This is a genomic window from Bradyrhizobium sp. USDA 326 (genome assembly GCF_049739485.1).
Taxonomy (GTDB): Bacteria; Pseudomonadota; Alphaproteobacteria; order Rhizobiales; family Xanthobacteraceae; genus Bradyrhizobium.
Genome location: NZ_JBMGQA010000001.1, coordinates 6014257 through 6028457 on the forward strand (window position 1 = coordinate 6014257; position 14201 = coordinate 6028457).

Annotated in this window: 15 protein-coding genes and 1 pseudogene; 9 read left to right on the forward strand and 7 right to left on the reverse strand. The window is 63.4% G+C overall.

From position 1 onward, the window contains the following. The first annotated feature begins 47 nt into the window (after positions 1-47). Both ABIG06_RS28135 and ABIG06_RS28140 read left to right on the forward strand, forming a co-directional pair. A complete protein-coding gene (locus tag ABIG06_RS28135) occupies positions 48-1115 on the forward strand; it encodes a linear amide C-N hydrolase (protein WP_370139397.1) in 1068 nt (355 codons plus the stop codon). A gap of 191 nt (positions 1116-1306) precedes the next feature. After that, entirely contained in the window at positions 1307-2566 is a 1260-nt protein-coding gene (locus ABIG06_RS28140; RefSeq protein ID WP_124158824.1) for a serine hydrolase domain-containing protein, read from the forward strand. A gap of 25 nt (positions 2567-2591) precedes the next feature. Here the strand turns inward: ABIG06_RS28140 and ABIG06_RS28145 are convergent, their stop codons facing one another. Further along, complete coding sequence (locus ABIG06_RS28145) at positions 2592-2936, reverse strand: cupin domain-containing protein (RefSeq protein WP_124158825.1); 345 nt, start codon at positions 2934-2936, stop codon at positions 2592-2594. 183 nt (positions 2937-3119) lie between these two features. Here ABIG06_RS28145 and ABIG06_RS28150 point away from each other — a divergent pair, with 183 nt between their 5' ends. Together ABIG06_RS28150 and ABIG06_RS28155 are read left to right on the forward strand one after the other, a co-directional pair. Then, a complete protein-coding gene (locus ABIG06_RS28150) occupies positions 3120-3782 on the forward strand; it encodes an SRPBCC family protein (protein WP_370139398.1) in 663 nt (220 codons plus the stop codon). Next, a complete protein-coding gene (locus tag ABIG06_RS28155; protein ID WP_124158827.1) occupies positions 3782-4144 on the forward strand; it encodes an ArsR/SmtB family transcription factor in 363 nt (120 codons plus the stop codon). Before ABIG06_RS28150 ends, ABIG06_RS28155 begins: the two co-directional genes overlap by 1 nt. Before the next feature lie 35 nt (positions 4145-4179). On the opposite strand, the pseudogene ABIG06_RS28160 reads toward ABIG06_RS28155, so the two are convergent. From ABIG06_RS28160 to ABIG06_RS28175, 4 genes and pseudogenes are all read right to left on the reverse strand, one after another. Next, a pseudogene (locus tag ABIG06_RS28160) lies at positions 4180-4535 on the reverse strand (LysR family transcriptional regulator); the annotation flags it as partial. 50 nt (positions 4536-4585) lie between these two features. Next, a complete protein-coding gene (locus ABIG06_RS28165; RefSeq protein ID WP_370139399.1) occupies positions 4586-5419 on the reverse strand; it encodes an alpha/beta fold hydrolase in 834 nt (277 codons plus the stop codon). Between the two features lie 85 nt (positions 5420-5504). Continuing rightward, positions 5505-7364 (reverse strand): alpha/beta fold hydrolase, encoded by a 1860-nt coding sequence (locus tag ABIG06_RS28170; RefSeq protein WP_370139400.1) that lies wholly within the window; start codon positions 7362-7364, stop codon positions 5505-5507. A gap of 192 nt (positions 7365-7556) precedes the next feature. After that, the gene (locus ABIG06_RS28175) at positions 7557-8054 is read right to left on the reverse strand and encodes a peptide deformylase (protein ID WP_370139401.1); all 498 of its coding nucleotides are present in this window, start codon (positions 8052-8054) and stop codon (positions 7557-7559) included. A gap of 76 nt (positions 8055-8130) precedes the next feature. Here ABIG06_RS28175 and ABIG06_RS28180 point away from each other — a divergent pair, with 76 nt between their 5' ends. Next, positions 8131-8715, forward strand: a complete 585-nt coding sequence (locus ABIG06_RS28180) for a TetR/AcrR family transcriptional regulator (RefSeq protein ID WP_370140922.1) — start codon at positions 8131-8133, stop codon at positions 8713-8715. A gap of 90 nt (positions 8716-8805) precedes the next feature. After that, positions 8806-9378 (forward strand): DUF308 domain-containing protein, encoded by a 573-nt coding sequence (locus ABIG06_RS28185; protein WP_245454430.1) that lies wholly within the window; start codon positions 8806-8808, stop codon positions 9376-9378. Positions 9379-9396: 18 nt separating this feature from the next. Here ABIG06_RS28185 and ABIG06_RS28190 read toward each other — a convergent pair whose 3' ends face one another. Together ABIG06_RS28190 and ABIG06_RS28195 are read right to left on the reverse strand one after the other, a co-directional pair. Continuing rightward, complete coding sequence (locus ABIG06_RS28190) at positions 9397-9858, reverse strand: cupin domain-containing protein (RefSeq protein WP_124158831.1); 462 nt, start codon at positions 9856-9858, stop codon at positions 9397-9399. Positions 9859-9925: 67 nt separating this feature from the next. Further along, entirely contained in the window at positions 9926-10843 is a 918-nt protein-coding gene (locus tag ABIG06_RS28195; protein ID WP_124158832.1) for a LysR family transcriptional regulator, read from the reverse strand. A gap of 123 nt (positions 10844-10966) precedes the next feature. Between ABIG06_RS28195 and ABIG06_RS28200 the strand changes: the two genes are divergently transcribed. The 3 genes from ABIG06_RS28200 to ABIG06_RS28210 all read left to right on the forward strand — a co-directional run bounded on the left by ABIG06_RS28200 (position 10967) and on the right by ABIG06_RS28210 (position 14189). Beyond that, complete coding sequence (locus ABIG06_RS28200; RefSeq protein ID WP_370139402.1) at positions 10967-11518, forward strand: hypothetical protein; 552 nt, start codon at positions 10967-10969, stop codon at positions 11516-11518. Continuing rightward, complete coding sequence (locus ABIG06_RS28205; RefSeq protein WP_124158834.1) at positions 11515-12498, forward strand: NAD(P)H-quinone oxidoreductase; 984 nt, start codon at positions 11515-11517, stop codon at positions 12496-12498. The genes ABIG06_RS28200 and ABIG06_RS28205 overlap by 4 nt, the downstream gene beginning before the upstream one ends. 470 nt (positions 12499-12968) lie before the next feature. Then, positions 12969-14189, forward strand: a complete 1221-nt coding sequence (locus tag ABIG06_RS28210; RefSeq protein WP_370139403.1) for an MFS transporter — start codon at positions 12969-12971, stop codon at positions 14187-14189. Positions 14190-14201 lie beyond the last annotated feature (12 nt).

Below are 14201 nucleotides of genomic sequence, written 5' to 3' on the forward strand. Positions count from 1 at the left end.
GGTAGCGTGTTCCGGTCCGTTCAAGCGGCGTTGCGAGGTCGATGACAATGAAGAGTCTGGCCCTATCGCGCATTTTCTCGGCGAGCCTGGCGGCTGTGATCGCCATCGCGCCATCGCTCTCGCTCGCTTGTACGCGGCTGGTTTATCTCGGCGCCAACAATCAGGTCGTCACTGCGCGGTCGATGGACTGGCGCTTTGAGATGCCGACCAATCTCTGGATCTTCCCGAGAGGCATGGCGCGCAGCGGGGAGGTCGGGCCGAACTCGCTGAAATGGACGTCCAAATTCGGCAGCGTTGTTGCCTCCGCTTACGAGGTTTCGACGTCGGACGGCATGAACGAGGCGGGACTGGTCGCCAACGTCCTCTGGCTCACCGAGTCCGAATACCCGAAGTTCGATCCCGGCAAGCCAGGCCTGTCCATCGCCGCCTGGGCCCAATACGTGCTCGACAATTTCGCCACCGTTCAGGATGCGGTTGCGGTACTCGAGACGAATCCTTTCACGATCGTCACCGACAACGTGCCCGGACAGAAATTGCTCGCCACGCTTCACCTGTCTCTTTCGGACGCCACGGGTGACAGCGCGATCGTCGAATACATCAATGGCCGGCCGGTCATCCATCACGATCGCAAGTACCAGGTGATGACCAATTCCCCGACCTTCGAACAGCAGCTGACGCTGAACGAATATTGGAAGGAGATCGGCGGCACGGTGATGCTGCCGGGCACGAATCGCGCCGCAGATCGGTTCGCGCGCGCGTCCTTCTACGTCAATGCGATTCCGAAAGACGAAAATCCCGACCGCGCTTTGGCCAGCGTCTTCAGCGTGATCCGCAACGTGTCCGTGCCGTTCGGCATTTCAACCTCGGATCAACCGAACATTTCCTCGACCCGGTGGCGCACCGTCGCCGACCATCAGCGCAAGCTGTACTTCTTCGAATCCGTGCTGACCCCGAATGTATTCTGGGTGGATCTCAAGGGAATCGATTTCTCACCCGAGAAGGGAAATGTGAAGAAGCTCGATCTCGGGCCCGAACAGTCGCGTACCTTTGCCGGCGATGCGACCGCGAATTTCCAGGAGGCTGAGCCATTCAAGTTCCTGGGTCTGCCGATGTGAGCATCACCCGCCGCGACGGCGTTGCGACGAGGCCAATGGGATTTCTGGCCGTTAGCGCTGTGCCTGGCGGGGCCAGGCCCTTCGCGTTGCCGCCGTCCTGACCGCGCTTAGCCCCCCGGCATAAACGTCGGATGTCCGTCACGCTCTCCCGTGATACGTGATCCGTATGGTCCCCTCCGGAGCTCGCCTTCATGTCCGTCGCCACCGCCGCCAGCCAACTGTCCGCCACTGCCACCTCCACCGATCCCGAGACCCTTGGCTGGATGCGCGGCTTCCCGCCGGCACTCGACCGCACCATCACCTTCCAGAACGGCTCGTTCCGCAGCTTCCCCGAGCTGCGCTGGGCCTGGAGCAACATCCGCCAGCTGGTGCCGACCGTGAACGTCTGGCGCGGAGCAGGGCCGGCGTCGGTGTTGCCGCGCCAGGATCATGACATCGGTGCGGTCGGCTCGACCACGATGGACGGGCGGCCCATGACCTTTGAAAAGATGCTGGAGGAAACGTACACCGACGGCATCGCCGTGCTGCATCGGGGCAGGCTGATCTATGAGCGCTATTTCGGCGCGTTGAAGCCGCACAAGCCGCATATCGCCATGTCGGTGACGAAGTCGTTCACCGGGGTGCTCGCCGGTATTCTGGTTGCCGAGGGCAAGATCGATCCGCAGGCGCCCGTCACGGACTATGTGCCGGAGTTGAAGAGCAGCGCGTTTGGGGACGCGTGCGTGCACGAGGTCATGGATATGACCACGGGGCTCGCCTACACCGAAATCTACACCGACAAGAATTCGGACGTGTGGGGCCTCCGGCGCGCCAACGGCATGGCGCCGATCCCGCCTGATTATGCGGGCCCGACCACCATCTTCGACTTCCTTGTCGCGCAGAAGAAGCAAGGCGAGCACGGCAAGGCGTTTGCCTACAAGACCGTCAACACCGACGTGCTCGCCTGGATCTGCCGCCGCACCAGCGGCATGACGTTATCCGACCTGCTCTCCGAGCGCATCTGGCAGCCGATGGGTGCGGAGGAGGACGCGCACTATCATGTCGACCGCATCGGCACGGAGAGCGGCGGCGGCGGTCTCTCCACGACGTTGCGCGATCTCGCCCGCTTCGGAGAGACCATGCGCAATCACGGCCGCTTCAACGGCCGCCAGATCGTGCCGTCACAGGCGGTCGAGGACATCGCACGTGGCGGCGACCCCGAAAAGTTCAAGCCGGCGGGCTACACCACGCTACCGGGCGCGTCGTATCGCAATCAATGGTGGGTCACGCACAACGAGCACGGCGCCTACATGGCGCGCGGCGTATACGGCCAGGGCATCTATATCGATCCCAAGGCCGAGATGGTCATCGCGCGCTACGCCTCGCATCCCATGGCCGGCAACGCCGCCAACGACCCGGTGACGCTGCCGGCCTACATGGCACTGGCAAAGGCGCTGATGGCGGGCGGGTAGGGCTATCAGCGGCCAGGCGGAGGCGTTACCCCTCCTGCCAATGCGGGTAGGTGACGTAAGCGGTGAGGGCGCCTTGTTCGTGCGAGCGGATGGTGACCCTCTCGCCCTTCGGCATGTAGACGATCTCGCCGGGCCCCGCGGTGACGGTGTTGCCGTTGCTCGTGACCGAGAGCTTCCCCTCCAGCACAATCATGACATCGTCGACTTTCATCGTCTCGTCCAGAGTCTGGTTCGGGGCGTAGCGGCCGTAGCCGATCGTAATCGGTCCGCCGTGACGCTGGTCGACCATATTGCTGACGAAGATGTCGCCGTCCTGTCCCGGCGAGCGTGCGAGTGAAGCATCGGCGATGGCGAATTTGCAAACTTTCATGAATTCCTTTCCGTCTTGACCAAGCCTGCGGGTGGGGAGGGCACCGATAGACGCTCGAGCAGGCATTTGGTTCGCATGACCTCGCGAGGCGGTTTGACGCAGCGGATCATCTAGTATAAGTATTGACTTATATTAGCGCCGATCGATATCCGTCGCTTCCACGCAGCAACGAGGAGGAACGTCATGCAGATCGATGTCGCCAGGGTCTTGGGGCTCGTGACACGCTCGGTGAGGAGCTTCAACAAAAACGGCAAGCCGGCGAGTACGGTGACGCTGACGCGGCTCTACGACACCGGCGTCGACGATCTCTGGGACGCCGTGACCAGCCGGGAGCGCATCCCGCGCTGGTTTGCGCCGGTCGAGGGAGACCTCCAGCTCGGCGGAAGATACCAGGTCAAGGGCAATGCGGGCGGCACCATCACGGCCTGTACGCCGCCGACGCATTTCGCCGCGACCTGGGAATTCGGTGGCGCCACGAGCTGGATCGACGTCAGGCTGAGCGCGGAACGAAGCCAGGCGCGCCTGACGCTTGAGCACACCGCGATCATCGAGGACCATTGGAATCAGTTCGGCCCCGGTGCGGTGGGCATCGGTTGGGACCTCGCTCTTGCGGGACTTGACCGATACCTTGCGACCGGGGCTTCGGTCGACCACGAGACGGCCGAGGCGTGGATGGGCTCGCCGGAGGGCAAGGACTTCATGACGACCAGCGGGGAGTCCTGGCGTGCGGCGCACGTCGCGAGCGGGTTCGATCCAGCCGCGGCGAAAGAGCGCTCGGACCGCACCATCGCATTCTATCGCGGCGAGACGCCGCCCGATATCACGCATCCCGGCACAGGAAGCTGATGCACGCCTTCGAAGTCCTCGCCGATCCCGTGCGCCGCCGCATCCTCGAGCTGCTCGGCCTCAGGGAAATGGCGTCCGGCGAGGTCGTCGAGGTGATCGGGGCCGAGTTCGGCATTACCCAGGCGGCCGTCTCGCAGCACCTCAAGGTGCTGCGAGAGAGCGGCTTTGCCAGCGTTCGGGCGGAGGCGCAAAGGCGGCTCTATTCGGTCGACGTTGCCGGGCTGCAAGCGGTCGACGCGTGGATCGGTCAGTTCAGGAATTTCTGGGAGCCGAAGCTGGACGCACTGGCCACCGAGATCGCGCGTGGCAAACGAGCGCGTCGCAAGGCTCCGCTCGCCAAAACGAGCGGGAAGAGAGCTTGAGGTGATCGCGAATTGGGCGTGAGGAGCGAAGTTAGTCTTGCGATCAGATTGGAGTCCTGAAGATAGCCAACTCGTATCGCGCAATCATATCCTTCTGCGATCAGATCGACGAACCGATCACTGTAGCAGGTTTGGATCTGAAGATGAGGATGGCGCCGGCCCATTCCGCAAGGATGGGAGCGAAGTGGATCGGGTCGAAAGAAAGCGGCACTGCAACTCGCAAGCGGCCGCGCAAGTCTCTGGCTGGTAGAACTGCCTCCCTCGCTGCATCGATCTCGGCGCCGACCCTGGCGGCATGGTCTCGGAAAGTGATGCCGGCTTGCGTGAGCGCAGCCCCGCGGGTCGTTCTTGCAAGCAGTTGGACGCCAAGTGCCGCTTCGAGCCGCAGGAGCCAGCCATTCCCGCTTCAGCCGCGACAGCCGCTGGATCCAGAACATGCCGTCACGGCCTCGCCCTCTGGCGCCAGACGTCGAGGACAGCCGCAACGATTGCTTCGGGAGCGTCCTCCTGCACCAGATGCTTCGCGTCCGGCACGACGATGAACCGGGCGCCAGGAATGCGTCGGACGAGCTCTTCGCCGTCCTTGAGCGGGATGAACTGGTCTTTCTCGCCCCAAAGGATCGTTACGGGGCAGCGTATCTCATCATATCGTCCTTCAACGTCCTTGCTGTACTTGTCATCCATCTGTGCGATCTGCCGCCAGAACGCCTTCTTGCCCCCGTCGTCGAGCCACGGCGCGAGGTAGAGCCGCATTTCCTCCTCCCGCAAGCTGTGCATCACCGCAGCGCCGATATAGGCGCGCAGGATGGCTTCGTGAATGTAGGCAGGCAGCGCGGCAAATACTTCTCGGTGCGCCTTGGCTGCTTGCACCAGCGCGGATCCTTGCGGGCTGATTGCGACCGGATCGATCAATACGAGGCTGCTATACTCGACACGGTCGAGGAGATGAGCGCGCAGTGCAGCGGAACCGCCAAAATCATGCGCGACAACGTCCGGCCGCTCGATGCCCCAATAGTTCACGAGCGTCGCGAATAGTCGATTCTGAATGCCATGCAGGACATCTGCGTCCGGCTTGTCGGATTGGCCAAAGCCGATCAAGTCGTAATAGAACACCCGGCGGTGCCGTGCGAGCCATGGCGCAATCCGTCGCCATACAAGCGAGGAGAATGGCGAGCCATGCGCGAGGATGGCGGGCGGCCCTTCGCCAACCATGCCCCAAGCGATGCGATGCCCCTCGTAAGTGAAACGTTCGGGCAAAGTCCAGTTCGCCGTCATCTCATTCTCCTTACTTCGACCTGTCCTCGAGATCATTCGTCGAGCGTCCGCCGACAGTCGTCCTGATGGAGACTCTGGCGCCCGGCTATTTCGGGATGTCGAGGATAGCCGCGGCGAAACGATCGGGCGCTTCACGCGGCACGAAGTGACCGATGCCGGGAAGAAGGCGTCGTTCGTAGCTGCTGCCGAAATACCGCTCCTTGTGCTCGGACGTGACGGGGAGGTTGTCACCATCCTCGGCACCTTGCAGCATGATCGTCGGAACGTTGATCGTGGGTGGCTCAGCCAGACGGCGCTCGACATCTTCATGGTCCGGCGCCCCTTCCGCGTCGCGCCAGCGCTGGCGGTAGGCATGGAGGCTGATGTCGGCCCAGTCTGGATTGTCGAGGGAGCTCGCAGCTGCCTCGAATTCGACGTCCCGGTCCGGCCATGCCGGCGACCAGCTTTGCCACAGATAGCGGCACAGCCGTTTGCGATCGTCGCGATAGGCGGTCCGCCCGTTGCTCGTGGCGGCGTACCATTCGTACCAGTAGGCGCGAGCCAGGTCATGCGGCATCCGGCTCGCCGGAATGGCCGTGGCATAGCCCGCAGCCGCAGCGACGACGCCGGCCAAGCGGTGAGGGAACAGAGCCGCCACGCCGTAGGCGGCCCGTGCTCCCCAATCATAGCCGCCGAGCACGACATCGTTGAGGTCGAGTACGTCTATGAACTGTGACAGGTCGAGCGTGAGTGCCGCAATAGCGCCGCTGCGCATGGTGCTGCTACGCAGGAATCGCGTCGGGCCCGAGCCGCGCAAATACGGCGCATAGATGCGGAAGTTCCGGCCGCTGAGTCTGTCGATCACCTTGTCCCAACAGCGCACGTCATCAGGCCAGCCGTGGACCAGGACGAGCGGGCGCCCATCCGCGGGCCCACAGACCTCGTAGGCGACCTCGAGTTCGTTCGTGCGACAGGTGGATTGGGACCGTCGTAACCTCGTGGTTTCCTTGCGAGCCTTGGCTGCTGCCCGGCCATAGCGGGTCGCGATGCTGTCGAGACCGGTCTTGATGAAGGTGCGGATGCCTTCAGCGGTCATCGCGTCGTGCATGGTCAGCTCGAACTGCACCGACCACTGGACGGTGCTGGCGCCATCGCGATCGTCAATAATGCGGAACTCGGCGACATAATCGCGAACGGGCATCGCGGTCTCATCGATCCGGTAGCGATAGCCGCGATGGTCGGGAGCGACTTCGAGCAGACGTTCCGTCTGCCGGCTGCCGTCACGCGCTTCGGCGATGCGGCGGCTGCCATTTCGTTCACCCTCGCTGGTGACCTTGGTCAGCATTGGGTGCCATTCGCCGACGGCGCTAAAGGCGCCGATGCCCCGCGCCAGAGTGTCCGCCTGTTCGGCGATTCGTACGCTCTCGACGATTCTGGTCTTCTCGCGTGCCGCCGCCGCTCTCCGCCAGACGATCCTGACCGTTCCCCGTTCAGTCTCCGCGTCGAGCACCAGCAGACCGTTCTCGAACCGGTAGTGGTGTTGCTGGTCATCACGTTCGAGATTGGGATACCAGGAGCCCTCGACGCGATGCGTGATCACGTGCCGATCGGTATCTATCGAGAAAGTCCCGAAATAGCCGAAATAACTCAGGAACGCGTGTGCCGCGTCGTCCTTGTCAGCATCGCGCCAGTCGCCGGACGGAAACGATCGCCGTCCTCTGCGGGCGAGCTGCGCCGAGACATGCCCATCCGCAGTGTAGATGATCTTGCCGATCGCGTGTTCGCCGAGCGGATATGCCTTCGATTTGCCGGGCTGCTGCTCCGACCACTCGACGAGCGTCCAGACGCCGAGGAGGTGTTCCCTGACTTCCGATCGAGTCACATTCATGCGTCGAGCTTTCATATCGTGAACGTTACGTTCCCCGACACTGCCGTCGACGGCAGGTTGGAGGGTGCGCACCGACATCCCCGACCAACGGCGGCGGCGCGATCGGGTTTCTTCCGGATATGATTGTTAGGTCGGTCTCAGCGACCACTTCCCAGACGGTCAGGTTCCTCTTTCAAATCAAGCGATGTGTGCCGCGCGACGGGGCGTCGTCGGTCCTGCCGACGTGGCGGAGTCTTCCAGGAACCGGGATCGACGTGGGGCCGCCGGATTTCACCCTCGCGACAATTTCTCGAATTTCTTCACCAGCCGTTCCCGCTTCAGCCGCGACAGCCGCTGGATCCAGAACAAGCCGTCGAGCTGATCGATCTCGTGCTGGTGGCACACGGCGCGCAAACCTTCCGACTCCTCGCGGTGCATGTCGCCATCGAGATCCTGGTAGCTGATCCGTACCCGCGCATGGCGCTGCACCTCGTCGTTGACCCCGGGCATCGAGACGCTGCCTTCGCGGTGCAGGATCATCTCGGGCGAGGCCCATGTGATCTCCGGATTGACATAGGTCTGCGGGCCGTCCCTGGCATCGAGCTCCAGCACCACGACACGCAAGAGCACGCCGATATGCGGCGCGGTGATGCCGATGCCGGGCGCGGCTCGCATCGTGTCGAGCAAATCCTGCGCGAGGTCGCGCAAGCCGTCGTCGAAAGCGGTGAGGGGACGGGCGACGATCGCCAGCCGACGATCGGGATAGCGGAGCAGGGGACGAACGGTCATGGAGGCTCCTACCACTCACGGATCATTGATGCACCCCGCCTTGAATGTCTACCAACTGGAAGGTAGATGTCCTGCCATGAGCATGCCTTCATCCACGGCCGACGACATTCTTGCCTGCGCCCGCACGTTGATCATCGCGGGCGGCTATAACGGCTTCAGCTACGCCGACATCGCCGATGTCGTGGGCATCCGCAAGCCGAGCATCCACCACCATTTCGCCAGCAAGGTTGACCTGGTCCGCACCCTCGTGGCTCGCTATCGCGAGGAGGCCCAGGCGGGGTTGTCGGCCCTCGAACGCAATGTCGCTGATCCCGCCGAGCAGCTCAGAAATTACGTGGGGTATTGGGAGGCATGCATCAAGGACGCGACAGCCCCGTTCTGCGTATGTGCGCTCCTTGCCAGCGAGCTTCCGGTCCTGCCTGAGGAGGTGGCGCTCGAAGTCCGCGCGCACTTCCGCGTCCTGTCATCCTGGCTGGCATCGGTCATGGAACGCGGCAAGCGGCAGGGGCGGCTCCACCTCTCCAGCACGGCACGGGTCGAGGCGGAGGGATTCATGGCGACCGTTCATGGCGCGATGCTGTCGGCGCGCGCTTATGGCGATCCAAAGATGTTCGGCACCATCATCCGGCCGCTGCTGGACCGGCTTTCCACCAGGCACTGACGAGGATCGACACAGGCCCATGCCGCTCAGGGCGGCTCGGGTATTTCGTGTCGCACACAAACTACCAACTAGTAGGTAAGGAAAAGGCACATGGAAGATCGTGACATGGCTTTGGAGGCGGCCGACCAGGCGCAATGGCTTAAGCAATACTACTTCCTGCGCGCCGCGTTTTCCGTCGCCTGGGTCATTGCGGCCTTCGTGATCGCGCCAACGTCCGCGGTGATCGCAGCGGCGTTGCTCGTCGCCTATCCGGCCTGGGACGCTGCCGCCAACTATCTCGACGGGCTCAGTAGCGGCGGCTTGAACCAGAACCGCACGCAGGTCCTGAATGTCAGTCTGGCGACCACCGTCGCGGTCATCCTCGCCTTGCAGGTGAGCATGAATTGGGTGCTCGGAATCTTCGGGGCCTGGGCGATCCTGTCCGGATTGCTCCAGCTCGGCACGGCCGTGCGGCGCTGGAAGCGTTTCGGCGCGCAATGGGCCATGGTGCTCAGCGGTGGCCAGTCGGCGCTGGCGGGTGGCTTCTTCATCTTTCAGGCCTCGGTGCCTGCGGTGCCATCGATCGCGAACGTCGCGGGCTATGCTGCGGTCGGCGCGCTCTACTTCCTCGTCTCGGCGGTCTGGCTCACCGTCAGCACGTGGCGCCGCAGCGCGGCGATGTGAGGCGTTGCTCCAGACGCTTCACGCGTCCGGATAGGGCGTGCCGTCCTTGTGCAGGAAGCGGCCGTCGGACGCCGGGCTCATCATGTCGATGTCCGAGCAGGTGATGAGGTCGGCTTGCGAGCGCGAGCCGACTTCGAGATAGACAGCCGTCGCGTTCGACCTGTTGATCATGTGATGGCCGTTGCCGCTTGCCTTGGGGAAGGCCGCGCAATCGCCGGCGCGCAGCACCGTTTCACCGTCGTCCTCGATCAGCGTCACCTCGCCTTCGAGGATGTAGACGAATTCGTCCTCGTGCGAATGCCAGTGCCGCTGGCTCGACCAGCCGCCCGGCGGCAGGCGCATCAGGTTGATCCCGAAATCCTTCAGGCCGCCGGCATCGCCGAGACGCTGCCGGATGCGCTCGGCACAGGGAGTGCTGAAGGGCGCAGGGTAGCCGGACCCCTTGCGAAGCGGCACGGCAGCTATGTCGATCTTCGGCATGGATGGGATTTCCTGAATTCAGGGACAGACGATGGGGCGGGTGGTCATGATGTAATTGGCGTGGATACTACGCCCACACCGGCGGCGACCCGATTGAATCCCGCAACGCGGCAGTCAGGATCGTCAGTTTGGCAGACGGCTGGGCCAGAGCTCGCAACAGATAGACGCCGGCCTTTGCCTCATTCCACCGTTCGTCGTCGAGCGGGATTCGTGTCAATGAACCGGCGTGTATGTCCGTCCCGACAACCCAGTCTGCCAGGAATGCGATGCCGATGCCGGCGAGTGCCGCGAGCCGCATCGCTTCGAAGTCGTCGCACCGAAACACGGCTTGCGGCCCGGGCGCTGCGCCCGCCGGGTGACCAAGCACGTCCGTCCAGCCCAGCAGGTCGGCGCCGTGCAATTTGTCGACTAGCCGATGGCCGGCGAGGTGTTTCGTTTCGGTCGGTATGCCGTGACGATCGAGATAAGCAGGAGCGGCGACCAGCATCCTGTTCTGCGATGCCAGCTTGGTCGCGATGAGAGTGCTGTCGGCTAGTTCGCCGATCCGGATCACTGCATCGAGCCGCTCCAGCACGGGATCAGCGAGCCTCTCCGTGAGATCGAGCTCGACCGTGAGGCCGGGATGATCCCGCATGATCGTTTCCAGGGTAGGGATCACGTAGCGCTTGCCAAAGGTGGGAAAGCAGGCAAGGCGAAGAACACCAGCGACCGCACCATCGAAAGCGGCGATCTCGGCGTGCGTGTCGGCAAGGTCGTCGAGCAACCGCTGCGCGCGCTCGAACAGTCGTTCTCCGGCGTCGGTCACCGCGAGCGCGCGTGTCGAGCGCACCAGCAGGGGCACTCCGACGCTGTGCTCGAGCGCGTCGATCTGCCTGACGATGGACGAGGGTGTCACACCGCGATGACGTGCGGCGCTGGAGAAACTCCCGCCACGAACCACGTCAACATAGATGGCCAGATGTTCCGCAAAACGCGGGTCTTTCATCTTTGCGCCTTTCGCAAAAGGGTTTCGAGCTCAACGTTCATTATCACCAATCCTCAAAGGCCGTATCTCCTCTCTCGAAGGTGGGCCTTACTGGTCCAAGCCCTTGAATGAAAGGAGATTATCATGAAGGTTCTCGATCGCATCCTGTCGCAATCGGCCTACACCGCGGTGATTGATATGCCGCTCGACCGGATGGACATCGCCGAATGGCTGTTCACGCTCTCCGAAGCCGAATATCTGCGCTGCTGCCCGCCCGATCACATTGCGGCCGGCGTCAGCACCACGGACGACGGACACCGCATGATGATCAATGTCGAGCAGATCGGCACCGGGCTGGTGATCCAACACTACGTCGCGGAAGAGGCCGGCAAGACGTACTGCCGAATGAATTCAATCTCGGACGTGTTTACGACAAATGGCCGGACCCAGGTCAACGTGATCTGGGAGCTGAAGGCCGAAACCATCGATGACAAGCGCACACGCTATACGAACAGCGTCACGGCACATCCGACCGATGTCTTCATGGCATTCCTGGACAAGCACGGCATTTCCTTCGAAGACGCTGCCAACGCCCGCCAAGCGGCCGGAAGCGACCACAATCGCCGCGAGACGCCGTTATTCGCCGCCAGCATCGCGCGGCGCGCCGAGGCCCATGCGCAGGGGCAGGCAAAGTGAAAGGCATCGTCTATGACGGTTTCGGTCCGGCGGAGGTTCTCCGCCTGGCCGAAGTGCCGAGGCCGGAGGTTCGTCCCCACGACCTGCTGGTGCGTGTGAAGGCGGCAGGCGTCAACCGCGCGGATATTCTCCAGCGAAACGGCGCCTACGGCAACCAGAGCTTTGGCGAGAGCACCCTGCTTGGCCTCGAACTGGCCGGTGAAGTCGTTGGCGTCGGCAGCGAAGTCGACGACGTATCGATCGGGCAGCGTGTGATGGCGATCGTCGGCGGGGGGGCGTATGCCGAATTCGCCCGGGTCGACCGTCGCATGGCGACGAGGATTCCAGGCAATCTCTCGTTCGTCGAAGGCGCGGCGATCATGGAATCATTCGTCACAGCCGTCGAATCGATCTCACATGTTGCCGGCGTCGGGCAAGGTCAAACCGTCCTGGTTCACGGTGCCGCGGGCGGAGTGGGCTCCGCCTGCGTGCAGGTCGCCCATGCGCTGGGCGCCACCATCTACGCAACGGCGAGCGCTTCGCGGTTGGCGGATGTCGGCAGCATCGGCGCAGCCGCCGTGATCGACTATCGTGCCGACGATTTCGAAAGTGTCGTCGCGAGGCTTACCGATCATCGCGGCGTTGAGGCCGTGATCGATTTCATCGGCGGCGACTACCTGCCGCGCAACCTTCGCAGCCTTCGGCCGGGCGGAACCCTGGTTCAGGTCGGCATTTTGAGCGGTCAGCACGCCGCCTCGATTCCGCTCAATCTGCTGCTCCACAACCACCTGCAATTGGTGGGCACAGTCATGAAATCGCGAAGCATGAACGAAAAGCGGGCGATGGTCCGTCGTTTCGCTGAAGGGTTCTTGCCGCTGTTTGCGTCGAGGGGACTGAAAGCGTTGGTCGACCAGGTGTTTCCGCTCGAACGCGCCGCCGACGCCCATCGCAGCGTGGAGCGCGGCGGAGGATTTGGAAAGGTTGTGTTGGTGGTGGATTGAGCGCGGGCCGGGGTATCGTCCCTGTGCACGAACCGGCCGTCCAAATTCACGCTCATCCTGTCGAATCGGGGCACGTCGCGGGGTCTCAGGCGAACGCGAGCCGACCGCGAAATAGACCGCCGTCACGTTCGACCCCGTTGACCCTGTGATGGCCGTTGTCGCTTGCCTTGGGGAAGGTCGCGCAATCCCAGCATGGAGCACGGTTTCACCATGATTCTCGATCTGTTTTGCCCGACGTGTCAAACCGGTCTGTGATGATGTCGGCCACGGGAAAGGGGATCCGCTAAGTTGGCAGTGTTCCTGGATCGGTAAGTCATTGATCTCACAGCGGCCGGCTACTGTGCATGGGGTTGTTTTCGACTTTCTTGTTGGCAGATCACAAGAGCGTGCGGAAAAAATGACGTGACCCGTTGTCGGCCGGCGCCGTTCCCCTTCGTCTTTCACCCGGACAGACCTGACGGGAGACCGCAATGACTTCTTCCAACTATCGCTGGGTGATCGTCGCCGCCGGCGGCTTGCTCGGCTGCGTCGCGATCGGCGGCATGTTTTCGCTGCCGGTGTTCCTGCAGCCGATCGCAAAGGACACCGGCTGGTCGGTGACGGGCATCTCCAGCGCGATGACGATCGGCTTTCTGGCGATGGCTTTCACTAGCATGGCCTGGGGCACGGCGTCGGACAGGTTCGGGCCGCTGCCGGTGGTGCTGACGGGGTCGACCGTGCTTGCGCTCAGCCTGTTCGCGGCGAGCCACGCGACCTCGCTCCTCGTGTTCCAGGTCGTATTCGGCCTTCTCGTCGGCGCCGCCTGTGCTGCGATCTTCGCGCCGATGATGGCGACCGTCACCGGCTGGTTCGACACGAATCGCAGCCTCGCGGTGTCGCTGGTCTCCGCCGGCATGGGAATGGCGCCGATGACGATGTCGCCGCTGGCGGCTTGGCTCGTCTCCGGCCACGACTGGCGGACCTCGATGCAGATCGTCGCGCTCGTGGTCGGCGCCATCATGATCCCGGTCTCGTTCCTGGTGCGCCGTCCGCCCGCGCTGGTGCAGGCAGCGGCCGCACCGGCGGGCGAGGGCACCGCGCAAGGCGAGATGTCGATGGGCGAAGCGTTGCGCTCGCCGCAATTCCTCATTCTGCTTGCCACCAACTTCTTCTGCTGCGCGACCCATTCCGGCCCGATCATCCACACCGTCAGCTACGCCGTGAGCTGCGGCATCCCGCTGGTCGCGGCGGTGACGATCTACAGCATCGAGGGGTTTGCCGGCCTCGGGGGACGCATCGCCTTCGGTCTGATGGGCGACCGCTTCGGTGCCAAACGCGTGCTGGTCTCGGGCCTCCTGCTGCAGGCGTTCGGCGCGCTCGCCTATGTCTTCGCGCATCAGCTCACGACGTTCTATGCGGTCGGCGCCATCTTCGGCTTCATCTATGCCGGCACCATGCCGCTCTACGCCGTTCTCATCCGCGAGAACTTCCCGCTCAAGATGATGGGCACGGTGATCGGCGGCACGGCGATGGCCGGCAGCCTCGGCATGGCGACCGGCCCGCTTGCCGGCGGCCTGATCTATGACGCCTTCTCCAGCTATGCTTGGCTCTACATCGCCTCCTGGGCGATGGGCCTGGGTGCCTTCCTGATGGCGATGACGTTCCGCCCCTTCGCAAAGCCGCAAGGGGAGGTGGCGCCGGCGGCGGCGTGAGCTCCTGCTCGA